Annotated in this window: 21 protein-coding genes; 6 read left to right on the top strand and 15 right to left on the bottom strand. The window is 69.7% G+C overall.

Features of this window, described 5'->3' with window-relative positions; genetic code table 11:
* The first annotated feature begins 229 nt into the window (after positions 1-229).
* Positions 230-1459: an MFS transporter gene (locus NRB56_RS06945; RefSeq protein WP_153339717.1), complete on the top strand. Its 1230-nt coding sequence runs from the start codon at positions 230-232 to the stop codon at positions 1457-1459.
* Positions 1456-2676: an amidohydrolase gene (locus NRB56_RS06940; protein ID WP_153339716.1), complete on the top strand. Its 1221-nt coding sequence runs from the start codon at positions 1456-1458 to the stop codon at positions 2674-2676. The genes NRB56_RS06945 and NRB56_RS06940 overlap by 4 nt, the downstream gene beginning before the upstream one ends.
* Here the strand turns inward: NRB56_RS06940 and NRB56_RS06935 are convergent.
* On the bottom strand, positions 2673-4181 hold the full coding sequence (locus NRB56_RS06935; protein WP_153339715.1) for a flavin-containing monooxygenase: 1509 nt from the start codon (positions 4179-4181) through the stop codon (positions 2673-2675). The genes NRB56_RS06940 and NRB56_RS06935 overlap by 4 nt on opposite strands.
* Positions 4182-4627: 446 nt before the next feature.
* Here NRB56_RS06935 and NRB56_RS06930 point away from each other — a divergent pair, with 446 nt between their 5' ends.
* On the top strand, positions 4628-4876 hold the full coding sequence (locus NRB56_RS06930; RefSeq protein ID WP_019925045.1) for a helix-turn-helix domain-containing protein: 249 nt from the start codon (positions 4628-4630) through the stop codon (positions 4874-4876).
* A gap of 6 nt (positions 4877-4882) precedes the next feature.
* Here the strand turns inward: NRB56_RS06930 and NRB56_RS06925 are convergent, their stop codons facing one another.
* Complete coding sequence (locus NRB56_RS06925; RefSeq protein ID WP_153339714.1) at positions 4883-5518, bottom strand: HD domain-containing protein; 636 nt, start codon at positions 5516-5518, stop codon at positions 4883-4885.
* 278 nt (positions 5519-5796) lie between these two features.
* Here NRB56_RS06925 and NRB56_RS06920 point away from each other — a divergent pair, with 278 nt between their 5' ends.
* On the top strand, positions 5797-6504 hold the full coding sequence (locus tag NRB56_RS06920) for an HAD family hydrolase (protein WP_153339713.1): 708 nt from the start codon (positions 5797-5799) through the stop codon (positions 6502-6504).
* A gap of 136 nt (positions 6505-6640) precedes the next feature.
* Here the strand turns inward: NRB56_RS06920 and NRB56_RS06915 are convergent, their stop codons facing one another.
* Entirely contained in the window at positions 6641-7093 is a 453-nt protein-coding gene (locus NRB56_RS06915) for a FixH family protein (protein WP_153339712.1), read from the bottom strand.
* 171 nt (positions 7094-7264) lie between these two features.
* Here NRB56_RS06915 and NRB56_RS06910 point away from each other — a divergent pair, with 171 nt between their 5' ends.
* Entirely contained in the window at positions 7265-8191 is a 927-nt protein-coding gene (locus NRB56_RS06910) for an alpha/beta fold hydrolase (protein WP_319942673.1), read from the top strand.
* Between the two features lie 61 nt (positions 8192-8252).
* Here NRB56_RS06910 and NRB56_RS06905 read toward each other — a convergent pair whose 3' ends face one another.
* The 3 genes from NRB56_RS06905 to NRB56_RS06895 all read right to left on the bottom strand — a co-directional run bounded on the left by NRB56_RS06905 (position 8253) and on the right by NRB56_RS06895 (position 10345).
* Complete coding sequence (locus NRB56_RS06905; protein ID WP_319942672.1) at positions 8253-9254, bottom strand: NADP-dependent oxidoreductase; 1002 nt, start codon at positions 9252-9254, stop codon at positions 8253-8255.
* Positions 9255-9279: 25 nt separating this feature from the next.
* Complete coding sequence (locus NRB56_RS06900) at positions 9280-9603, bottom strand: putative quinol monooxygenase (protein WP_153339711.1); 324 nt, start codon at positions 9601-9603, stop codon at positions 9280-9282.
* A 76-nt stretch (positions 9604-9679) separates the two neighbouring features.
* Positions 9680-10345, bottom strand: coding sequence for a TetR/AcrR family transcriptional regulator (locus tag NRB56_RS06895; RefSeq protein WP_319942671.1), 666 nt, complete (start codon positions 10343-10345; stop codon positions 9680-9682).
* A gap of 96 nt (positions 10346-10441) precedes the next feature.
* On the opposite strand from NRB56_RS06895, the gene NRB56_RS06890 reads away from it, so the two are divergent.
* Complete coding sequence (locus NRB56_RS06890) at positions 10442-11956, top strand: class I adenylate-forming enzyme family protein (protein ID WP_153339710.1); 1515 nt, start codon at positions 10442-10444, stop codon at positions 11954-11956.
* A 59-nt stretch (positions 11957-12015) separates the two neighbouring features.
* On the opposite strand, the gene NRB56_RS06885 is transcribed toward NRB56_RS06890, so the two are convergent.
* The 9 genes from NRB56_RS06885 to NRB56_RS06845 all read right to left on the bottom strand — a co-directional run bounded on the left by NRB56_RS06885 (position 12016) and on the right by NRB56_RS06845 (position 23970).
* Complete coding sequence (locus NRB56_RS06885) at positions 12016-13434, bottom strand: amidohydrolase family protein (RefSeq protein WP_153339709.1); 1419 nt, start codon at positions 13432-13434, stop codon at positions 12016-12018.
* A 63-nt stretch (positions 13435-13497) separates the two neighbouring features.
* On the bottom strand, positions 13498-14874 hold the full coding sequence (locus NRB56_RS06880) for a purine-cytosine permease family protein (RefSeq protein WP_153340339.1): 1377 nt from the start codon (positions 14872-14874) through the stop codon (positions 13498-13500).
* Between the two features lie 323 nt (positions 14875-15197).
* Positions 15198-16646 carry a GMC family oxidoreductase gene (locus NRB56_RS06875; protein WP_153339708.1) on the bottom strand — a complete coding sequence of 483 codons (1449 nt, stop codon included), beginning with the start codon at positions 16644-16646 and terminating at the stop codon, positions 15198-15200.
* A 43-nt stretch (positions 16647-16689) separates the two neighbouring features.
* Positions 16690-17382, bottom strand: coding sequence for a GntR family transcriptional regulator (locus tag NRB56_RS06870; protein WP_153339707.1), 693 nt, complete (start codon positions 17380-17382; stop codon positions 16690-16692).
* A gap of 149 nt (positions 17383-17531) precedes the next feature.
* A complete protein-coding gene (locus NRB56_RS06865; protein ID WP_153339706.1) occupies positions 17532-18836 on the bottom strand; it encodes an amidohydrolase family protein in 1305 nt (434 codons plus the stop codon).
* Positions 18833-19861 (bottom strand): LLM class flavin-dependent oxidoreductase, encoded by a 1029-nt coding sequence (locus NRB56_RS06860; protein WP_153339705.1) that lies wholly within the window; start codon positions 19859-19861, stop codon positions 18833-18835. Before NRB56_RS06860 ends, NRB56_RS06865 begins: the two co-directional genes overlap by 4 nt.
* A 29-nt stretch (positions 19862-19890) precedes the next feature.
* Entirely contained in the window at positions 19891-21348 is a 1458-nt protein-coding gene (locus NRB56_RS06855; protein ID WP_153339704.1) for an amidase, read from the bottom strand.
* Between the two features lie 334 nt (positions 21349-21682).
* Entirely contained in the window at positions 21683-22786 is a 1104-nt protein-coding gene (locus NRB56_RS06850; protein WP_153339703.1) for a pyridoxal phosphate-dependent aminotransferase, read from the bottom strand.
* Complete coding sequence (locus tag NRB56_RS06845; protein WP_194290756.1) at positions 22783-23970, bottom strand: M20 family metallopeptidase; 1188 nt, start codon at positions 23968-23970, stop codon at positions 22783-22785. The genes NRB56_RS06850 and NRB56_RS06845 overlap by 4 nt, the downstream gene beginning before the upstream one ends.
* Between the last annotated feature and the right edge of the window lie 131 nt (positions 23971-24101).

The raw sequence follows: 24101 nt of genomic DNA, 5'->3' as shown, positions 1-24101 counted from the left end.
TACATGGGCGATGGTCGCGAATTCCGGTGCGCAGGCGGTGAGCCAGGCCGGCCCGTTGCCGGTGCGATAGTGCCGGCGGCGCGCGACGGTGGTGGCGGTCCAGTCCGAACGCGACGTCGATATCCGGCGTATCGACATTACGGATGAAGATATCCGGCAATTTCGACGGCTTGCCTGCGACGTGCCCCATTGTGGCAAAACCATCGCGCCCGACGAAAGATCACCTGGCATGTTGCGCATCACCAAGGTCACCGTCCTGCTGCTGTCCGCGGCATGGATCGCCGACTACGTCGACCGCGTCGTGGTCACCTTCGCGTTACCGGCGATCGGCCGGGACCTGCACCTGAGCCACACCCAGCAGGGTGCGATCGTATCGGTCTTCTTCCTGGCCTACGCCGCGACCCAGATCCCGGCCGGCCTGCTGGCCGATCGCTTCGGCGCCCTGACCATGGCCGCGATCGGCATGCTGGCCTGGTCGGTGTTCACCGGCCTCACCGCGCTGGCCTGGTCGTTCTCGGCGCTGCTGGTCCTGCGTTTCCTGTTCGGGCTGGTGCAGGGCGTCTACCCGAGCGCCGCGATGAAGGCGCTGGCCGAACGCAGCCTGCCCGAGCAACGCACCACCGCGACCGGCTGGACCAACACCTCCAACGCCGTGGGGACCCTGCTCGCGGCCGTGATCGCGGCGGTCGTGCAGCCGTTGTGGGGCTGGCGGGTCATGTTCGCGCTGATCTCACTGCTCGGACTCGCGGCGCTCGTCGCGTGGCGGGTCTGGATGCCGCAGCCGCTGCCGCAGGATCGGATCGAACTCGTCGCCGATCGCGGCGTGCCCTGGCCGGTGCTGCGGGCGCCGGCCCTGCTCGGCTTCGCGGTCCTGTTCTTCGGCTACGACACCGTCGTGTGGGGGCTCGGGTCCTGGGTGCCGACCTATCTGCACGATGTGCACGGGGTGTCGACCAGCCGCGCGGCGCTGCTCGCCATGCCGGCCACGATCCTGGCGGCCGCCGGGATCGTGCTCGGCGCCCGGTTGTCGGACCGGCTGGACGGACGGCCGCGGCTGATCGTCGTCCCCGCCATGGCGGTGACCGTCGTCCTGCTGGTGGCGCTGCCGCACATCGGTTCGATCGCGCTGTTCGCCGCGGTCGCGGCGCTGCTGGCCGGGGTGGCGTCGCTGGCCTACATGCCCGCGTTCGCGGTCCCGCTGCGAGCCCTGCCGCCGGTCGTGCTCGGCGCCGCGACGGCGGTGATCATCTTCGGCGGGCAGCTCGCCGGGGTGGTGACGCCGCTGCTGTTCGGCGCCGTGACCGATCGCTTCTCGTACGCCGCCGCGTTCGCGGCGCTGGCCGCCGGCCCGCTGCTCGCCGCCGCCGTCGCCTGGTTCGTGCCGCAGTCCGCGGACGCCTTCCGGGCCCGGCTGTCCGGGCGGTTCGCCGCCCCCGATCCGAAGGAATCCCTCGCATGACCGCCCCCGCACCGGAGATCGACGAGCACTGGCTCGAGGTGTACCGGCAACTGCACGCGCATCCGGAGCTGTCCTACGCCGAATTCGACACCGCCGCACTGGTGGCCGGCGAACTGCGCGCCCTCCCGGGCTGGGAGGTCACCACCGCGGTCGGCGGGACCGGCGTGGTCGGCGTGCTGTCGGCCGGGCCCGGACCGGTGATCTGGCTGCGCGCCGATATGGACGCGCTGCCGGTCCAGGAGGAGACCGGACTCGAATACGCTTCGCGCACACCGGGAGTGATGCACGCCTGCGGGCACGACATGCACGTCGCCGCGCTGCTCGCGGCCTGCGCGCGGCTGTCCGCCGAACCGCCGGCGGGGACCGTGGTCGCGATCTTCCAGCCCGCCGAGGAGTCCGGCGGCGGCGCCGACGCGATGCTGCACGACGGCATGCTCGAGCGCTTCCCGCGACCGCGAATCTGCTTGGGCCAGCACGTCGGTCCGATCCCCGCCGGTCTGATCGTGACCAAGGGCGGGCCGATCATGGCCGCCTCCGATTCGATCCGGGTGCTGCTGACCGGCCGCGGTGGCCATGCCTCGACACCGCATCTGGCCGTCGACCCGCTGCTGATGGCCGCGTCGCTGGTGCTGCGGTTGCAGACGCTGGCGGCCCGGCAGGCGGGCACGCCCATGTCGCCGGTCCTCACCACCGGCGCGCTGCACGCCGGCACCCGCGCCAACGTCATCGCCGACACCGCCGAGATGCTGCTGAGCCTGCGGACCTTCACCCCGGGTTCGCGGCAGGCGATGATCGACGACATCACCCGGGTGGTGCGGGCCGAGGCCGACGCCGCGGGAGCACCGCGCGAACCGGAAATCGAGCTGTTCCACAGCTATCCGGTCACGGTCAACACCGCCGAGGACGCCGACCGGGTGCTGGAGACCTTCACCACGAGCGGCCTGCCCGCGGTGCGATTGCAGAATCCCGTCACCGGCAGCGAGGATTTCGGGCGGTTCGCCACCGCGGCCGGCTGCCCCTCGGTGTTCTGGCACATCGGCGGCTATGCGCTGCACCGCTTCTCCGAGGAGGACATGGCCCGCATGCTCGGCGAGCAGACCCTGCCACAGGGCATGCCGTCCAACCACTCCCCCCGATTCGCGCCGGATCCGGAGCAGACCCTGCCGGCTGCGGCGAACGCCATGCTCGTCGCGGCCCGGGCCGAACTGACGCGCTAGCCGCCGGATACCGCCGCCGGCCGGTCCACGACCGGCTCGGTGGCGGGCTCGCGGGTGAACCGCAGCACGCCGTCCTCGAGCGGGGCCTTGCGCAGCAGCGCGCGGTCCCGGAAATAGTTGTTGATCACCTGCCACGGCCCGCGGGTGCCCTGGCGCGGGGCGACCGCGTCGCCGCGCTGGACATACCCCGAGCTCAGCGTGCCGCCCATCATGGATTCCGGTGCGATGTCGCCGGGTTCGGGCACCGCGACGAAACGGGTGTAGCCGTGCTCGCGCATGTGACCGAGCAGGCGGCAGAAGTATTCGGCGGCCAGGTCGGCCTTCAGGGTCCAGGACGCGTTGGTGTAGCCGAGCACGATCATCGCGTTGGGCACAGTCCCCAGCAACGCGCCCTTGTAGGCCACCAGATCCCGGGTGGCCAGCACCTGCCCGTCGACCTCCAGTTCCGCGCCGCCGAGCATCTGCAGGGTCAGGCCGGTCGCGCTGATCACGATGTCGGCGGCCAGCTCCTCGCCCGAGCGCAGCCGGATGCCGGTCTCGGTGAACGTCTCGATGTGATCGGTGACGATCGAGGCCCGGCCGCTGCGCAGGGCCCGGAACAGATCCCCGCCCGGCACGATGCACAGCCGCTGATCCCACGGGTCGTAGGAGGGGCTGAAGTGCCGCATGTCGACATCGGATCCGACCTGCGCCCGCACCGCGGCCAGCAGCAGCCGCCGCGACAGCGCCGGGTTGGACCGCGACAGCTGATAGCTGGCCCGCTGCAGCGCGATGTTTCGGGCCCGGCCGACCCGATAGGCCAGTGCCACAGGCGCTTTCACGCGCTTCAAGCCGACCGCGACCGGATCCTCGGCGGGCAGCGCCGCGATGTAGGTGGGCGACCGTTGCAGCATGGTGACGTGGGCGGCGTCCCGGCACATCGCCGGCACCAGGGTGATCGCGGTGGCGCCGCTGCCGATGACCACGACCCGCTTGCCGCGGTAGTCGAGGTCCTCGGGCCAGTGCTGCGGGTGCGCGATCGTGCCCCGGAAGTTCTCCTCGCCCGCGAACCTCGGCCGGTAACCCTGGTCGTAGTCGTAGTAGCCGGTACAGCCGACCAGAAAGTTCGCGGTGTAGGTCTCGGTCTCGCCGGTCTGCTCGTCGAGCGCCTCGGCGGTCCACAGCCCACGCTCGCCGGACCAGCGCACGGCGGTGACCTTGCGGCCGAACCGGATGTGTTCCGTCACACCGTATTCCGCGGCGGTCTGCTGGATGTACTCGCGGATGTGCGGGCCGTCGGCGAGCACCTTGGTGCCGTGCCAGGGCCGGAAGCCGTAGCCGAAGGTGTACATGTCGGAGTCCGACCGGATGCCCGGGTAGCGGAACAGATCCCAGGTACCGCCGACGGCGGTGCGCCGCTCCAGGATCAGATAGCTGCGGTCGGCCTGTTCGCGGGACAGATGGCAGGCCATGCCGATGCCGGACAGGCCCGCGCCGATGATCAGTACGTCGACATGCCGCGTCATTGAGGTACTCGTTTCGTTCTCCGGTGATGACCGCGGCGTCGCTGCCGCGCTACCCGCAGGGTACGTGTTATTTCTGGTTACGTCTACATGCGCGGCGGTCCGTACAGATACGACGTCCGATGACGGCCACGGGTCCGCCCGCCGGGCAAATCGGCGTCGCGGCCCCTTTCCCGGCGCATCCACTCCGCCACACACCGCTCGAAGCACCCGGCCCGGCAGCCTTTCCCCGCAGTGACAGCCGAAATATGTTGCTGTACAACATTTTTCACACACCCGGCCCGAAGTGCCCGGCTCCGGTGGAACCGGGCGGATCCGAGTGCCATGATGTCTGCATCCACGAGATGTGTGTTGCTCGTGTAAAACTCCGATTGCGCGATATCCGAGTGGCGGAATAATATTCCCTGGACCCATTGCCTTTTCCCCGTTCGGCATTGAGAATCAGCCGCATGGCAAAACTCGATGTGCACGCGAAGATCGACCAGGTCGTCGCCGACGAACTGCGCGCGGCACGTGCCCGGCGCCGGCTCAGCCGGGCTCAGCTGTCGGCCTCCTCGGGGCTGGCGGTGTCCACCATCCAGCGGTTCGAAAACGGCGAGCGCTCACCGGATCTGCGGCAACTGCACGATCTGTGCGCGGCGCTGCGGATCTCCCCGGTCGACATCGTCTCGGTGATCAGCAAGATCGACGAGAAATAACGTCGCTTACGCGACCGGCGACACCCGCAGCGCGCGCAATTCTTGCGCGAGATTATCCCGGGCCCTCGATTCGAACCTTTCACGGCCGACGGCGGTCCGGAACAATACCGGCCGGTCGATGAATCGCCGCAACACGGCGGTCCGGCCCATGCGATACAACTCCGGGGGCACATGCCGATACTCGGCGCGCACCGCACGGGCGTAGGCCGCGTAATCACGCTCACCGGCACCTAGCACGGCGAGATCCGCGTCGCAGAGCACCGCGCCATCGGAATCCGCTTCCGCCGGGGTGTGCGCGACAGTCAGGCCGATCAGCCGGATCACCTCCCCGACGGTCTCCGGTCGCACGCCCAGAGACGACAGCGCCGCGCCCGCCAACCGCGCACTGCGCTCCTCGTTGTCACCCCGCCGCACCGCGTAGACCGCGTCGTGATAGAAGGCCGCATATCGGATCGCCTCCAGATCCACTGCGGCGGAACTCAATTCGTCGACCACTCGCAGCACGGCGCGGAGATGCCGGACGGTGTGGTACCGGCGGTGCGGCTCCCGATAGCAACGGATCACCGCCGTGCCCACCGCGCGAGCACGCTGCCCCGCCAGCAATTCCCATCGGCCGAGCAACTCGGCGTCGAGTTCCGTCATGCGCCCCAGTGTCGTCCCGGCGTGAGGTGAGCACCAGATCCGCTGACGGACATCACATTCCGGCGATACATGTGAGCCGGGACCGCCGCCGGGTGCCGCGAGTTCCCGACCGCCGCGGCACACACCTCGTGATCGTCCGACGGACATCGTGCGGCGCATCCGCGGACGGCCCGGCCGACTACGAACCCACCGGTAGCCCGCGTGCCGGATCTTCGATTGACTGGACGTTTGCTAGCATCCCGGTGCGCTGTAGCCGACGAACGGAGACACCGGAACTCATGGGGTTCTCGCATCTGCCGACGTACCGGGAGCAGGCCGACTCGATGATCCCCGGCCGCCCCGACGCGATCGTGTTCGCCTGTGACGGCACTCTGATGGATACGCACGCCTGTGTGCGGCACGCCCTGGACGCGGTGTTCCAGCGCCGGGGCCGGCTGTGCTCGGACGAGATCCACGAGGGTGTCGTCGGGCTGTCCATTCCCGCGATGGCCGTGGTGCTCACCTCGATCCTGTGCGCGGACGCCGGTCGCCTCGCCGGGGAACTGCTGACGGCGATGGTCGATCACATACCGGTCGCCGCCACTCCCCTGCCCGGCGCCGTGGAGATCGTGACCCTGGCCGCGAGCGATATGCCGGTTGCCATTGCCAGCAATTCGCCACGCCCCCTGCTCAATGCCGCCCTCGCCCACGGCAACCTCGTGGACCTGGTCCAGGTGACCATCGCCGCCGACGAGGTCCCCGCCCCCAAGCCCGCCCCCGACCTCTACCTCGCCGCCTGCCGTCGGCTCGACGTCGCCCCCCACCGCGCGCTGGCGATCGAGGACAGCCCCGTCGGCGTCTCCGCCGCCCGCGCGGCGGGCCTGACGGTTCTCACCGTCGGCCCGCGTACTCGCGGATCCCGGGCCCACGTCGACCACCTCGACAACCCCGCCCTGCTCCGCCGGATCTGCGAGATCTCCACTCCAGAACCCGATCTCGTGTCCTGATCGAGCATTTCCGAATATGCGGAATCCGATTCGTTCGATCCAACAATCATTTGCGACAGTCACCGGCCGAACTACTCCCGAATTTTCGAAATCGCTTGTCGCGATCCCACCGGCCGGAACGTGGTTCGACGAGGTGTCAGTCACCGATCCACAGCGGCAGGATCAGGGGCACGGTGTTCTCGACGAGCACTCGCAGTTCCCACTGTCCGGTCGCGGTGAACGGTACGTCGGCGGCGCGGTAGCGGCCGGAGTCGGTCGCGGTGGCCGTGACCGGCGGGCCGGCGGCGCCGCTGCTCTCCTCGACGGCGGCCACCCGGATCGTCGCGCCCGCCACCGCTTTTCCGTCCCCGTCGGCCAGTGCGATATCGATATCGGAGGAGCCCAGCCGGGGATTGCCGACGGTGACGGTCGCGCTTCGATCCGGCGTGGCGGCGTGCAGCACGACGGGTTTCGTGGATTCGGGCCACCACCACCACACCAGCAGGGCGACCACCACCAGTACGGCCGCCGCGGACGCGGCGCCACGGCGGGCCGACGGCGAAGAACCGAAAAATCCTCCGCGACGGACCAATTCCGCGATCTTCATCATCGACCTCTCGAACCGGACGGCGGTCCGGCGAGTACCGCACCGCACCGAACACCCATCATGGCCGTTCGCACGCCGTTGCGGAATCCCACGGCGACACCGGCGTCCGGCCGGGCCCGGCGGGCGTGCTTGAATGAGGCCCCGCAATCCGCCGACCCGTGAGGTGACGAAGCAGTGGAGAGCCGAACGATCGTCGACGACTGGCTGGCACTGGGCAGTCACAACATCGCCACCAACGGTATCGAGTTGCGTGTCGTCGAGCACGGCTCCGGGCCGCTGGTGGTGTTCTGTCACGGGTTCCCGGAGCTCGGATTCTCCTGGCGCAATCAGGTTTTCGCGTTGGCCGAGGCCGGATTCCGTACGCTCACACCGGATATGCGCGGCTACGGGGGCAGTTCCCGGCCGGAGCGGATCGAGGACTACGACATGCCGACGCTGTGCGCGGATCTCGCGGGGCTGCTGGATGCCGTGGGGGCGGAGGACGCCGTCTTCGTCGGGCACGACTGGGGTGCGTCGGTGGTGTGGCAGTTCGCGCTGCTGTACCCCCAGCGGGTCCGGGCGGTGGCGGGGCTCAGTGTGCCGGCCACGCCGCGGTCGAAGGTGGCTCCGCTGCGGATCTTCCGGTCCCGGCTCGGCGACGAGTTCTACATGGTGTGGTTCCAGGAGCCGGGGGTCGCGGATGCCGCGCTGGCCGCCGACATCCGGCGGACCCTGTTGCTGGACGGGGTGCTCAATGCCCGCGACCTGACGGCCGAACCCGGTGGCACGCCGCCGGAGTGGCTCTCGGAGGCCGAAGCCGAGTACTACATCCAGACGTTCACCGCGACCGGCTTCACCGGTGGACTGAACTACTACCGCAATCTGGATCGCAACTGGGAACTGAGCGAGGATCTGGCGGGTGCGACGATCGACTGCCCGTCGCTGTTCATCGCCGGAACCGCCGATCCGGTCATCGGTTTCACGCCGCTGGCCGGACTGGGGAAGATCCTCACCGATCTGCGGGGCACGGTGATGCTCGAGGGGGCCGGGCACTGGATCCAGCAGGAACGGCCGGACGAGGTCACCGCCGCGCTGCTCGAATTCCTGCGCGGACTCGACTGAGCCGGAACCGCGCCCGGAGGCAGGCCCCGGGCGCGGTCGGGGCCTGCCTCCGGTGCGGAATCTACAGCGCCAGTACGAGTTTCCCGGTATTCGCGCCGCGGAAAAGCATGCCGAGCGTGTCGCCGAAATCGGCGACCCCACCGGACACGACATGTTCGCGGGCCGTCATCCGCCCTTCGGACAGCAGCCGCGAAATCTCGGCTACCGCTTCGCCGTAACGGTCGGCGTAGTCGAAGACCACGAACCCGGTCATCGATGCCCGGAACACGAGCAGCGACATGTACCGGCTGGGACCGGGTGGCAACTTCTCGGCATTGTACGTGGAAATGGCGCCGCAGAGCACGATCCGGGCGCCGCGGCGCATATTGGCCAGCGCGGCGTCGAGAATGTCGCCGCCGACATTGTCGAAGTAGATGTCGACCCCGTCCGGGGCGATCTCACGGACCCGCCGCAGGACGTTCTCGGCGCGGTAGTCGACGGCGGCGTCGAAACCGAGTTCCTCCGTCAGCACCCGGCATTTCTCCGGACCGCCGGCGATCCCGATCACGGTGGCGCCCTTGGCCTTCGCCAGCTGACCGACGACGCTGCCGACCGCACCCGCCGCCGCGGAGACCAGCACGGTCTCCCCCGGTTGCAGGCGGCCCACCTCGAGCAGCCCGAAATACGCTGTCATGCCGGGCATTCCGAGCGCGCCCAGCCAGGTCGGGCCGGAGGCGACAGCGAGGTCCACCCGCTGAACGCCGGCGCCGTCGGTGAGCGCGTACTCGGTGACCCCGAAGGTGCCGCTGACGGTGTCGCCCACCGCGTACTCCGGATGCGACGACGCCACCACGGTGGCGATGTCCACCGACCGCATCACCTCGTTCAGGCCGACCGGCGGCAGATACGAGCGCACGTCGTTGAGCCAGCCGCGCATGGCCGGGTCGAGGGAGATGTAGTCGACCTTCACCAGGAACTGCCCGGGCCCGGGCGCGGGCAGTTCCTCGGTGGTCACGGTCCAGGTGTCCGCGCCGGGCAGCCCGACGGGCCGCCGGGCCAAGCGCACCTGCTGCGTCTTCGTCACGCGAAACCTGTTCCCGCGGACCGGATCAGAGCGCGCCGAGGGTGGCGTCGCCACCCGGCACCGGCGCGAGGACCTGCACATCCAGCGGTGCGGCGACCGCGTCGGCCAGCGCCGCGCCCAGATCGCGCAGCGCCTGGGCCTTGCCGTGCACGCCCAGCGCTTCCTGCGATTCCCACTTCTCGACCATGATGTACTGGCCGGGCTTGCCGAGGTTGCGGTGGAACGCGTAGAGCAGGCAGCCGGGCTCGGTGTGCACAGCCTCCTGAGCGGCGGCCACGGCCTTCTCGACGACCTCTTCCTGTCCGGGCTTCGCGACGATAGTCGCCACCACCACGACCGGATCCGACATGTTGTCTCCTTCTCTCTCTTCGGCGCCCACCAGCGTCAACGAATCCGAATTCGAAGTCAAGTAAGCGGTGGACGCGTCATGCGCCGCCCGATTCGGGTTGCAGCTGCAAGGCGTTCACCCAGAGCTGGGTGAGCGTGGTCAGCAATTTCTCGAAGGAGATGCGGCGGTTCTGCACGAAGACCGAGTACGCCATCCGGCTCACCATCACCGACAGCGCCAGCGCGGTGACCTGCGGATCGAGGTCCGCCGCGGCCCGCCCGGACTCCTGCAGCATGCGGATCATCCGGGCGTTGCGCCGCACGAAGGCGTCGGCCCGCTCGGTGCGCAGTTGCCGGAAGTTCTCATCGATCTGAGCGACCTGTTCCAGCACGCCCATCAGCCGGGCGTTGCGTTTGTAGGACATCAGGTACTCGCGGTTGGCGGCCTCGATCAGCGCGATCGGATCGGTGACGCCGGTCCGCTCCCGGATGTGCGGATGCAGCATCTCGTCCCGCACCTGCTCCAGGACGGCGGCGAAGATCTCCTCCTTGCCGTCGAAGTAGGTGTAGAACGACCCGGACGCGAGGCCCGCGGCGCGGGCGATGTCGGAGATCTTGGCATCGAGGTATCCGTCGCGTTCGAACACCTCGCGGGCCGCGGTGACCAGGGCCGCACGGGTTCGGACGCCGCGACGGGTGCGCGGCGGGACACGGCGGGACTCCTCGGCGCTCCCCGTGGAAGCGCCGCCGACTGGTAGGGACACCCACCCACCGTACCCCTCCGGGTAGTTTCGACTGCCGCACAGTGCCTTTCAGATTCTTCCGAACCTGGCGTCAACTTCGAGAGTACAGTGACCTGCATGTCGAACACCGCCACCGCCATCTGGGAGCACGCCGATCATGATCCGGACCGGATCGCACTGCGCGGCGACGACGGCACCGGCTGGACCTACGCGCAGCTGCGCGGGCACGTCGCCGCCGTGACCACGCAGCTCACGGCAGACGGAATCGGCCCCGGTGACCGGGTGCTGTTCGTGGCGCCCTCGGTGCCGGAATTCGCCGCGGGGTACTACGGCATCCACGCCGCCGGCGCGATCGCGGTCACGGCGAACACGATGTCGCCGGCACCGGAGTTGGAGTACATCGCGCGCGACACCGGCGTGTCCGCCGTCCTCGGCTGGCATGCCGTCGCCCCCGCGCCGGAGCGGGTGGCCGCGGCCCTCGGCGTCCCCTACCGCGCGCTGCACCCGGATCTGGCGGGCCTGCCCCCGGCGGCGGGCCCGATCCGGCCGCACCCGACCGCCGACGACGACACGGCGACGATCATCTACACGTCGGGCACCACCGGCCGGCCCAAGGGCGCCCAGTTGAGCCACGGCAACTTCCTCGCCTGCGCGGACGCGTTCCGGACGGTCTTCGACATCACCGCCGACGACCGCAGCGGCACCGCGCTACCGCTGTTCCACGTCTACGGGCAGGCGTGCGTGCTGGGCACCGCGATGCGGTCCGGCGGCAGCCTGTCGCTGCTGTCCCGGTTCGATCCGGAGCGGATGCTCGCCATGATCGGCCGCGACCGGCTGACCTTCATCACCGGCGTCCCGACCATGTGGAACGCGATGCTGCACGCCGCCGCCGCGGATATCGATCCGGCGGATTTCGCCTCGCTGCGGCAGGCATCCTCCGGCGGCGCGTCACTACCCGGAGAAGTGCTGGAGGCGTTCCGGAATCGCTTCGGCTGCGCCATCAGCGAGGGCTACGGTCTCACCGAAACAACCAGCGCCGCAACGTATCAGCCCGCTGATCGACCGGCGAAGGCCGGATCCGTCGGCCGCCCGCTGCCGGGGATCGAGATCGTGATCCGCGATTTCGACGGCGCCGAGCTGCCGCCCGGGGAGACCGGCGAGATCTTCATCCGCGGCCCGGTGGTGACGAAGGGCTACTGGAACCGGCCGGAGGCGACCGCCGAGGCGCTGCACGAAGGCTGGTTGCGCACCGGCGATCTGGGAGTCTTCGATGCCGACGGCGATCTGCGCATCGCCGGCCGGGTCAAGGAGATGATCATCCGCGGCGGCTACAACGTCTACCCCCTGGAGGTGGAGGAGGTGCTGTACCGGCACCCCGACATCGTCGAGGCGACGGTGGTCGGCGTGCCCGACGAGCACTACGGCGAGGAGGTCGCCGCCGCGCTGACCCTGCGCCCCGGCGCCGATTTCGACCCGATCGCGTTGCGCGAGTGGACCAAACAACAGCTGTCCGCCTACAAGGTGCCGCGGCTGTTCGCCGTCCTCGACGAACTGCCGAAGGGCCCGTCCGGGAAGATCCTCAAGAACGCCTTGGACAGCGCGATATTCGCGGACGTGGCGCGCCGGGACTGAACCCCCTCACGGGTGAATTCGCCTCGCGCCGGCGGGACCCCGTGCGGCGGCACGGCCGATCACAGGACCGGCCACCGCGGCGACGGATCGATGCCGATCTCCCGCAGCACCCGATGGTTGATCTCCGCGACCCGGGCGCGCAGGGCGGATTCGTCCAGGCGCGTGGATCGCTTGTGCCGCACCAGGACATCGCCGCCGACGAGCACGGTGTCCACCGAATGCCCGGTGGAGCCGTAGACCAGGTTGGCGACCGGATTGTGCAGGGGGCCCAGGTCGTAGTCGTCGGTGTCGAAAACGACGATGTCGGCCTGCTTTCCGGGTTCCAGCGAGCCGACCTCGTCCTGCATCCGCAGGGCGGTGGCACCGCCGAGGGTGGCCATCTCCAGGGCCTGTTCGGCGGTCACGGCGTTCGGGTCGCGGTGCATGTCCCGGGGCAGCAGGGCGGCCAATTGCATGGCGCGGCAGATGTCCTGGTGGTTGGACACGTTCTCGGCGTCGGTGCCCAGGGCCATCGGCACGCCGGCGTCGGCGAGTTCCTTCCACTTGCCGGTCCGGGTGGTGCCCTTGGCCAGTTTCAGTGCGGAGGTCGGGTTCTGGGAGATGCGGGCGCCGGTGTCGCGCACGATCGCGACGTCCCGATCGTCCAGGCTCGTCATGTGATTCAGCAGTACGCGGTCGTGGAGGGCGCCGATGCTGTGCATGTGGGCGACCGGACGCTCCCCGAAGGTCCGCAACTCCATCTCGACCTCGGCCTCGCTGGTGGATTTGTGCAGCACGAACAGGCTGTCGAGGTCCAGCGCGAGATCGGCGGCGCCGCGGGTGAGCGCGTCGGAGCAGGTGCCCACCCCCTCGATGGTGACCGCGTCGCGGAGGCGCGGATTGCCGAATTTGCGGACCGTCGCGACACCCTCGGCGAGCCGGTCCAGGGCCGCGTCGGCATCCAGCCGCAGCCAGTCCGGCAAGCCGTCGCGACCGGCGGATCCGGCCTGATCCCAGGTCCACGGGCCGGTGCGCGCCCGAATCCCGGTGTCCGCCAGCGCTTCCAGCACGGCTTCCAGGTGGTTGCAGCCCGGTTCCTCGAACAGCGTGGTGCCGTATCGCAGCATCTCCGCCGCCGCGTATCGGGCGTAGACGTGCATGTCGTCCTCGGTGAGCGCGGCGAACGACGGATAGATGAAGGCGCGCAGGGCGGCCAGCGTGCCGCCGCCCTCCGGCATCGCTCCCTTGGCACAGCACAGCAGGTGCCGGTGCCCGTTGGTCATGCCGGGCAGCACGATGGCGTCCGGCTCGTCGATCAGGGTGGCCGCCCGGTGGCCGGCCAGGATGTCGGCGCGGTGGCCGACGGCGACGACGACGCCGTCGGCCACCGCGACCGCACCGTGGCGGTAGATCTCCCGCCTGGCGTTGAGGGTGAGTACCCATGCGCCGGTGACGATCACGTCCACGGCGACGGGTTCGATGCGTTCGGTGACGATCATTGATACCTCACAGACATTGCGGGACAACGAGTTCGGGATCCGCCACGGCCGGTCGCGGCGCGGTCAGACGGATTCGGCCAGCGGGGTGCCGGGCAGTGCGGCGGGGGCGGCGGAGCGAACTCGCCACAGCCGGTAGCCGCCGTAGACCAGTCCGGCCGCGAGGAAGTTCACGTAGTAGGCGAGATCCGCGCCGTGCAGCGCGGACGCCACCGGGCCGACCACCAGGCTGGTGTTCATGAACGGGACGGCCACCGCGAACGCGACCACGAAGGCGACCGCCGCGGCGACGGCGTCGGCCCGGGTGGTCTGCTCGCGGGCCGGGTCCACGGTCACCCGGCCGCGGGACCGGTACAGCCAGTCGATGGTGATGATCGCGACGAAGGCCGGGATCCAATAGCCCACGAACAGCAGCACGTTCTGGAACCGGGAGGCGACGTTGCCGCCGTGCAGCCACAGGATCAGCGCGAACGCGATGACCGTCACCACCACCGCGGACACCGGGCGCCGCACCTTGATGCCGACGGTCTGGAGTGCCAGCGAGCCGCTGTAGTCGTTCATGGCGTTGGAGCCCACCGAGGCCAGCGCGATCACCAGCAGTGCGAGCACACCGAGGACGCCGCCACCCATCACGCTGCGCACACCCTCGGCGGTCTCCTCGCCGAGCGCCTTCGCGCCCACGATGCCGACCGTCTGGATCCCGATGTAGCCCAGCAGGATTCCGGCGAAGCTGTACCAGAACACCGGCTTGGACGGGGTACTCGCGGGCAGGTACCGGCTGTAGTCGGAGGCGTAGCTGGCCCAGGAGATGGCGAGGCTGAACGCGACCGTGATCTCCAGGACGAACGCGCCCGCCAGATCGCCGTGGTGAACCGCCGGCGCGGTGATCACCTCGTGGCCGGTCGCCAGCTTGATCGCCAGCACGGTGAAGGTGACCAGCAGCACCACCGTCATCACCGCCTCCAGCCGGTGGATCAGTTCGTAGCCGACGATGCCGACCACGCCCTGGCAGGCGAGCACGATCAGCACACCGGCCCAGAACGGGATGTGCAGCAGGACCGCCAGCGCCTCCCCGCCGAACAGGCCGACCAGCCCGTCCCAGGCGATCGACGACAGCCACTGCACCACCGCCGGCAACACCACCAGGGGGCCGAATGCCATACGGGCGTTGGGCAATTGGCCGGCGCCGGTGCGCGGGCCCCACGTGGACAGGTAGGCCACCGGCAGCGAGCCGAGCACGGTGCCGATGATCATCGCCAGGAGGCCGAGCCAGAAGCCCAGCCCGAACGTGATCGCCAGCGAACCGGAGAACACGCCGGTCATGTTGACCTGCGGGGCGCACCACACCGTGAACAACCGGCGGGCGGTGCCGTACCGGTTGTTCTCGGGCACCGGTGCGATGCCGTGGGTCTCGACCGCCAGGTCGCCGCTGCCGGTGGGCATGCGCCCGGCGAAGGTGGAAGCGGCGAGCGCGTTCTGCTCACCGTGGTGGATTTCCGACACTGTCTTGCCTTCCCTCGATGTTTCGAGTGGGTCATCGATCCGTTGCGACGCGTTCGCTGTCGTGAAGATCTGAGATCTCAGTTTTCTGCACGAACTTTGCGACGCAAGACTTCCGGCGTAACTTCTGCGTTTCCAGCCGAGCCCGCCACCGGCCGGTTCACGCTTTCGATCATGGAAATATGGTCCGGAGCAGCACTTTTAGCTGGGCACGTCGGCGTCGCGCCGCCCGGGCAACCGTGCGGCGCGATCCGGCCTCCGAGATCTCAGGCCACGAGATCCATTGCGCGGTAACCGATCATCATCGAGGGCAGAGTGGTGTTGGCCCGCGGGATGATCGGCAGGATCGACGAATCGGCGACCGACAGGCCCGTGGTGCCCAGCACGCTCAGATCGGGCGTCACCACGGTCGCCGGATCGTCGGCGCCGCCCATCCGGCAGGTTCCGCTGTGATGGTTGTAGGTGGACACCACCGCGCGGGCCGCGGCCACCGGATCGCCGGCTCGCCACCAGGCGTCCGCGGGCACCGCGACCACACCGTCGGCGGCCAGCGCGTCCACCAGTTCGGCAGTGCGCGTGACGATCTCGGCCATGTGCCGGGCGTCGCCGGCGTTGGTGAGGTGTCCGGTGCACACCCGCGGTCCGCCCGGTCCGAGGGTGAACCGGCCGCGGCTGCGCGGTGTCATCAGCGCCGCGGTGAACGACACGCGGGTGGCCGGAGCCGCCGGGTCGTAGGGCCGGGCCTGCCAGGCGAAGATCTCGGCCTCCACGTGCGCCGCCCGCGGATCCGGGAGTTCGTAGCGCAGCAGTGCGCCGCTGACCGGCCGGGCCTCGATCGCGGCGACGTCGGTGACGTCGACATCGAGCAGGCACCACGGGTGGTCCTGCAGGTTGGCGCCCACTCCGGGCAGCACCGACACCGGCGGCACGCCGAGTTCGCGCAGCACCGGTTCCGGGCCGACACCCGAGCGCATCAGCAGTGCCGGGGTGCCGAAGGCGCCCGCGCACACCACGATCCGGTCCGCGAGTACCGTCACCGGACCCTCGGGGCCGAGCAGTTCCGCTCCGGTGCACCGATTCCCGTCGAACAGCAGCCGGGTCGCGGTGGTGTCGGCACGAATGTCGACGCCCGCGGCGCGGGCGGCGGGAGTGACGCCCGCGTAGGTCCCCCAGCGGCCGCCGTCGTGCCGATTGGTCGTCCACATGCCGTAACCCAGTGCGCCGGGGGCGTTGTGGTCGGCGACGTGGTCGAAGCCCGCGTGGGCGCACCAGTCCATCACCGCCTCGTCGAGCGGACCGGCCCCGAGCCGGGTGATCGGAATCGGGCCCGCGGCACCGTGATACGCGTCCCCGGCGAACTGCCGGTCGGACTCGAGGGCCCGGAACGCGGGCAGGCACTCGGCCCAGCTCCAGCCCGGTACGGCCCAGTCGTCGTAGCACCAGGGCTGACCACGCAGCGCGGCAGCCGAATTCACGGTCGTGCCGCCGCCGAGGCCCCGGCCCTGCGGCAGCGCGCGGCCGGTCGTCTCGTCGGTGTACCGGTGGTAGTGCGGGTCCGGCAGCAGGTAGTCGTACAGCGACCAGGCCGGCGGCGGATCGCCCGCGTCGGGCCCGGTTTCGGCGAGGATCACCGTGCCGCGGCCGGCCGCGCGCCAGGCGCAGAACAGGCCCGCGGCGCCGCCGCCGATCACCAGCGTGTCCGTATGTGTGCTCATGGATGTCCGTTCCTGCTCGGGGAGCCGGGCCCGGACGCGTCGGTCAGTCCGGGTCGGCGTCGTTACCGATGGTGGTGAGTTGATCGGCCATCACCGATCGGATGTGCCTGCGCATCAGGCGTTCCGCGGCGTCGCCGTCGCCCTGCACGATGGCCTCGAAGATCGCCTGGTGCTCCGGCACGGATTTGGCCAGCCGGCCCGGGATGCCGGTGGTCAGGCGGCCCAGCCGGAGGATGTGGCTGCGGATGTTGCCGACGATCTCGTCGATGCGGCCGTTGCGGGACTGCGCGTACAGGATCCGGTCGAACTGATCGAGCAGTCCGGTGAGCCGGTCCTGTTCGCCGCTGCGCACCTCGCCGCCGGACACACACGCCGCGCTGTCGCGCACCACAGTGGCCAGTTCGGCCAGTTCGTCGGCCCCGATGCCGAGCGCCGCCTGGCGGGCGCAGGCACCCTCCAGCAGTTCGCGCAGTTCGTAGATCTCACGCAGATCCGCCCGGCTGTAACCGGCCACGACGGCGGTGCGGTAGGGCGGGATCCGTACGAAACCGTCCTTCTGCAACCGGACCAGCGCATCGCGCAGCGGCGTCTTGCTGACACCGAAGCGCGCCGCCAATTCGGCCTCGCGCAACAGGGTTCCCGGCGGCAGTTCGCCGCTGACGATGTCGTCGCGCAGTTTCAGGTAGACGGCGTCCTTCAACTGCCGATGCACCTGGTCGTCGACTGTGGGTGTCACGTTCCCTCCCGAACGGTCTGCCACCGGCACGGCGGCATCCGGCCGGGACGGCCCGGACGCGCGGCGGTGAGATCTCAGATCTGAGAATAGTGCGGCGTCCCGGTCCCGGCGGCGCCGGGGGCGATCTGTCGTGCTGCACGGACATCGGCTCAGATCCTCGTCAGCACCCGGGCGAAGGCGGCGTTCGCCTCGCGCAGCACGGTCCGCTCGTCCAGCGTGCGCAGTTCGCGGCCGCGCATCAGGATCCGGCCGTCCACGATCGTGGTGTCGACCGCGGATCCGTTGGCGGCGAATACCAGATGTGAGTACAGATGATCCGGGTTGCCCTCGCTCAGCGGTGTGAACATCACGTTGCGGGTGTCGACCAGGATCACATCGGCCTTGCGGCCCAGGGCGAGTTGCCCGGTGTCGTGGCCGAGGGCCGCCGCGCCGTTGCGGGTCGCCATGGTGAGCACGTCCGGCGCCTGTTGCAGGGAGGCGTCCACCCGGTTCGCGCGATGCATCAGCGACGCGAACTTCATCACCTCGAACATGTCACGGCTGTTGTTGCATTCGGCGGCGTCGTGGCCGAGACCGACGTTCAGACCCGCGGCGAGCATTTCCGGCAGCCGCGCGATACCGTTGCCCAGCTTGGCATTCGAGGTCGGATTGTGGGAGATCTGGGTGCCGGTTTCGCGCATCAGCGCCATCTCGGCATCCGAGAGCCAGACACAATGCGCGGCAACACAATCCGGCCCGAGTAGGCCCGCGTCGTAGGCGATCTCGGTGGGGCGGCGGCCGAACCGGCGTTTGCTGTCCTCGACTTCGGTGAGGGATTCGTTGAGGTGGACATGGATGCCGGTGCCGAGGTCGTCGGCCAGTGCGCGCGCATCACGCAGGAGTTCCGGCGACGCCAGCGGGAGCCATTCGATGCCGACGCGGACTTCGATGCGGCCGTCGGCCGTTCCGTGGACGGCATGGAAGGCCTCCTTGTTGTCCTCCAGGACGTCCAGCCGGTGTTCCGGGAGGGCGACATCGTTGGACAGCACCACCCGGATGCCGATGTCGGTGGCCGCGCGCGCGAGATCCGGTAGCCGCCGGTACATGTCGTTGACCGTGGTCACACCACACTTGATCGACTCGGTGTAGCTGGCGGCCGCCGCCCAGTACGCGGCCTCCGGATCGAGGTTGCGGATCAGCGGATACCAGCAGGTGTCGAGGTACTCCCACAGCGGCAGGTGATCGCTGAAACCCTTGCCGAGGGCGGTGTGGTAATGCAGGTCGATCAGGCCGGGCATCACCACCATGCCGGTGGCGTCGATGATCTCGTCGCCCGGAGCCGCCGGGAGTTCCGGCGCGCCCGGCCCCACCGCCACCAGCCGGTCGCCATCGATGATCACGTGGCCGCCGAAATGCACCCGCCGGTCGTCGTCCATCGTGACGACCGTGCCGTTGGTGATGACGATTCTGCTCATGGCTGTCCTTGCAATTGGGGTTCGCGGGCCGGCTCGCCCAGTTCCGTTGTGACACATTCCCGGAAGCGCGCCACGGTCCGCATCCGGTCCGGGCCCAGCGGGAAGACGGTGAGGTGATCGATCCCGAGGCCGGCCAGCGCACGAATGTGCCCGCGTGCCTCGGCCGAACCGCCCGCCAGCGCCATCCGATGCACGAATTCGTCCGGCAGTTCCTCAGCCGCGCGGGCCGCTTCCTGGAATTCCCCGCCCGCGTACCGTTCCCGGACGCGCTGGATGAGATCCGATGGCAATCCGGCCAATTCGCAGTACACCGGCGAGGTCTGCGGGAACCACGCGGCGATGGTGCGGGCGGCGGCGAACGCGGCCGACTCGTCCTCGTCATCGATGGCGCCGTAGGCGAAGACGGTGACCTCCGGCCGCGCGGTCCGGCCGGCCTGTGCCACACCGCGATCGATGTGATCTAGTGCGAACCGGATGCCGTCCGGATGCAGGCCCGCCAGCAGGATCACGCCGTCGGCCACCCGCCCGGCCAGTTCGAGGGTCTTCGGGCCCGTCGCGGAGATCCAGATCGGGATGTCGGCGGCCGGCGGGAAGCGATAGTGCGCGTCGCGCAACGCGAATCCGGCGGCATCGACGGTCACGTGCTCACCGGTCCACAGTGCGCGCAGGGCATGCACCGAGGCCTCCAGATCGGCCAGCCGGGAAGGCTTGCGGCCCAACGCCAGCAGCGGCCGGTCCCCCGCGCCGATCCCGAGGATCAGCCGGCCGCCGGAGATCTCGGCGACGGTCCCGGCCGCCGCCGCGGTGATCGCCGGATGCCGGGTGACCGGATTGGTCACGGCGGTACCGAGGGTCAGCCGCGGTGCGACCCGTGCCGCCAGCGTCAGATACGACCAGCAGTTGCGCGAGTGCAGCGAGGAGTCCGTGAGCCACAGCCCGTCGTACCCCAGCCGATCGATCTCGGCCACGTTCGCCTCGAATTCGCCGGGAGTGTCGACTCCCTGCAGACAGACGGCTGTGCGCATGACTTCCTCTCTCGTCGTTCGGTGTTCGTTCAGGACCGCAGCGCGTGCTCGCAGGCGGCGGCGAACGCCAGCACCCGCCGGTCGTGTCCCCACGGCCCGACGATCTGCAGGCCCACCGGCAGCCCGTCGGCGGCCGTGCCACCCGGGATGCTGATCGCGGGCTGACCGGTGATGTTGAACGGATAGGTGTACGGGGTCCAGGTGATCCACGGCAGCGGCGCGTCGGCCTCGCCGCCGGGCGGCACCTCGGCGTCCGCGGCGAACGCGGTGCCCGGCATCGTCGGCATGACCAGCAGGTCCCAGTCGTCGAACAGCGCGAACATCGCGGCGGTGAACTCCCGCCGCCGGACCATCGCGGCCTGATACTCCGCGAGGCTGTACCGCCGCGCCAGCGGCAGCAGCCGGACCAGCCCGGGATCCATGACATCGGCGTGCGCCTCGATGAGCCCGGCGTGGCCGAGGCCCCGGCCGGTCACCCACATGGCCTCGAACACGCTGCGCGGCAACGGAATCGAGATCCGGGCGGCGACGAACTCGACCGCGCCGAACTCCGCGGCGACCGGCTGCCCGAGTCGGAGATTCCGCGCCGAATGCGTTGTGGCACTTATGATCGCCGCAGTCGCCCGCTCGAACACCGCGGCCACGGGTGACTGCGGCGCGATACCGAAGGGAGCGTCGACGATGCCGATCCGCAACGCACGCCCCGGGGCGTCGCGACGGTCGTCTGGATAGGCCGACTGCGGGTCGCGCGAGTCCGCCCCACGGGTCAGCGCATAGACCAGCGCCGCGTCCCGCACCGAGCCGGTGAGCGGACCGGCATGCGAGAGAGTCTCGTTCGCGGTGCCCGGCCACACCGGGATCGCCCCGAGCGTCGGCTTGAATCCGACCACGCCGCAGAACGACGCCGGAATGCGGATCGACCCACCGGCGTCCGTACCGGTCGCGATCGGCACCGCACCGGTTGCCACGGTCGCGCCGGACCCGGCGCTGGAGCCGCCCGAATTGCGTTGCGGATCACGCGGATTGCGGGTGATCCCGGTGCGCGGTGAGATACCGGTACCCTTCCAGCCGAATTCCGGTGTGGTGGTCTTGCCGATCACGATCGCGCCCGCGCGCACCAATCGATCCACCATCGGGGCCGAGACCGGTTCCGGCGCAACGGAAGTGGTAAGCGACCCCTTCCCGGTCGGCTCGCCCGCGTAGTGGAAGTTGTCCTTCACGGCGATCGGGACGCCGTGCAGCGGCCCCCGGATCCGTCCGGTCCGCGCCTCCGCCTCCAGGTCGGCGGCCTCCCGCAGCGCGCGGTCCCGCAACAACGAGGCATAGGCGTTCACCGTCGGCTCGGCCCCTTCGGCCACGGCCAGCGCGCATTCGACCAACTGCACCGGCGAGACCGTCCCCGCCGCCACCGCCGCTGCGAGATCGGCCCCCGCCTCGGTCCGGTATTTCTCGGGTTCGATTGCCGCATAGCGACTCACGGCATCCATCCGGCAGACCTCCGTGCTCCGGGCGAACCGGCTCGCGCCGTGCCGCCGAGCGGGCCGAGGCCGCGATGCGCCCGCCGTGCCCGACGGCACTGCGGCACTGACGAACTCGCCCACCGAACCGATCGCGGGTCGACCCGGCCCCACCGCGGCACGGCCGGTACGTCACCCGACGACTTCGACCGGCCGTCGGAGTCCCGAGGTGATCGGGCAGGGACCGGGTGGCTCGCACCGGACGAGTGTGTCCCGCAGGTTGTCGCGCCACGGGTAAGGTTTCCAGCTACAGACCGGCCGCCGCCGACTTCGGCGCGATACGGGAGACTGCGCGAATCGGCGCTCATCGCGGTTTCCTTTCCGCGAGCGAGGACCACACCACGGCGAGCCGGTCCGCCCACTGCGGCGGCACCGAGGTGCTGATCTTCACGAAACGGTCGCCGAAGGCCGGGGACTGGTAGGTGCCGGCGCGGACGAAGATGTCCTCGTCCAGGAGCGCGGCGCTCAATGCGTCGGCATTCCAACCGGATTCGGCTATGTCGACGGCGAGAAAGTTGCCGTGTGAGGGGTCCACGAGGATCCGGCCCAGTCCGCTGCCGGTGATCGCGTCGGTGATCACCCGCTGGTTGCGGCGGTCGGTGGCGGTCAGGCGAGCCAGCCACGCGTCCCTCACTCGCAGGCCGGCGATCGCCGCGCGCTGGGCCTGGATGTTGGCGCCCAGGGGATTCGACGGGACCGCGGCCAGGCCGGCGGTGAGTTCGGGGGACCCCACCAGCGCGCCCAGGCGTAATCCGGCCAGGCCCAGCCACTTCGAGAAGCTGTAGGTGGTGAGGGTGCCCTCGGGATACAGTGCGGCCGCGAGAGTGTGGCCGGTCGCGAAATGCCGGTAGGTGCAGTCGTGGACGAGAATCGCCTCGTGCTCCCGCGCCAGGTCGGTGATCGCGCGCAGTTCCGGCTCGGTGTAACGGCTACCCAGCGGGTTCAGCGGATCGATCAGGTAGATCAGGGCACGGGGCTCGATCACCTCGGCCAGGCGTTCGGCAGGCAGTTTGTAATCGTCTGCGGCCGAATAGATCTCGACCGTGGTGACCGGCACACCCGCCACGGTCAGGAAGCGGCCGGGCCAGGGCCAGCCCGGGTCGGTGGTGATGAGCCGCGAGATCCGCGGCGCCAGCGCGGTGCACAGGTGGTGCAGGCCGCCCACCGCGCCGTCGGTGATCAGCACCTCGGCGCCGGGAAGGCCGAGGTCCTCGGCGATCAGCGCGCGAAGTTCCGAGAGGCCGAGGGCCGGTGCGTACCACTGGAATTCGCGGCGACGGATGCTGTCGGTCAATGCCTCCAGGACTTCCGGGGGCGGCTCCAGATGGGTCGTGTTCTGTCCCATCCAGGCCAGGCCCGGCCGGTTCAGCAGCGCCTCGAACGACGGCGCGGGCACCGTGGCCGTCATGAGCGCGGCGCCAGCGCCAAGGCGCCGAAGGCGGCGTACACCCGCGTCGCCTCGATGATGTCCGCGACACTGAGATGTTCGTCCGGGCAGTACACCGGCTCGCCGCCGGGGCCGAAGATCACCGTGGGCACCTTGGCGCCGAAACTCGCGGTGTCGCCGAGCCATCCGGCCGCGCCCAGTACCGGTTCGGCGCCGCGCACGTGCCGCACCGCGTCCTGCATCAGGCGCACCACATCGTCGCCGGGGTCGGCGAGGTAGCCCTCCTTCACATCGGCCAGCAGCACATCGGCGCGGAAGCGCGGGTCCCGCACGGCGGCGCCGGCCAGGCAGCGATCGATCTCGGCGCGCACCAGGTCGATCCCCACGCCCGGTTGCGGACGGCAGTCGACCCGGATCACGCACTCGTCGGGAATCATCGAGGGGCCGCCCGGGGGCAGGCCGCCGTAGATCCGGCCGGGGGCCATATAGGTCTCGGCACCGAACAGCGCGGTCACCGCCGGGTCCAGCGACGGGAGCAGCCGCGACGCGTCCAGCTCCAGGACCGCCTGGGCGGCAAGCGCGTTGGCGTTGACCGCCAGCGACTTGTGACAGGTGTGCGCGGACCGGCCGAGCACCGTAACGTCGAAGTAGTAGCGCCCGCGGTGGCCGAGGAAGATCTCGTTGTCGGTGAGTTCGCCCAGCACCGCCATGTCGGCGGAGTACGAGTCGAAGTAGGCGATCGAGCCGAGCTGGTCGCCCATGTGGTCCGACACCGCGGCCATCGCCAGCGTGCCGGCGAGCGGAATACCGCTGTCGCGCAGCGCCTCCATGGCCACGATCTGGCACACCAGCGCGGCCTTCATATCCATGATCCCGTGGCCGTAGATCGCGCCGTCGATCAGATCGCCGGAGAACGGCTCGGTGACGGTCCAGCCGTGCGACACCGGCTTGGTGTCCATGTGGCCGGTGTACACCACCCGCGGGCCGGCCCCGAAGGACAACTCCCCCACAGCATTCGGCCGATCGTCCAGGACCGGTTGCAGCAGCGTCCCCTCGAATCCGGACTCGCGCATGACATCACACAGATGGGCGGCCAGCGGTCCTTCACTGCCGAGCACGCTCGGGATGCGGCAGACCTGTTGCACGAGTTCGAGCAGACGCTCGGTGTCGATGGCGGCGACAGCGGCCGCGGCGGCATCAGCCATGGATACGATGCTCCTTAAATAAGATCTGAGATCTAATTTCTCCGATGGTAGCCCCGTGTTCGTCATCGTAGGTGCCGAGAGAACTGGTTTCACCTGTTCGTAACACCCGTTGCACGCAGCTAACACAAGCG

Source organism: Nocardia aurantia, from assembly GCF_009604425.1.
GTDB lineage: Bacteria > Actinomycetota > Actinomycetes > Mycobacteriales > Mycobacteriaceae > Nocardia > Nocardia aurantia.
This window is presented reverse-complemented; position numbering and strand designations above follow the sequence as displayed.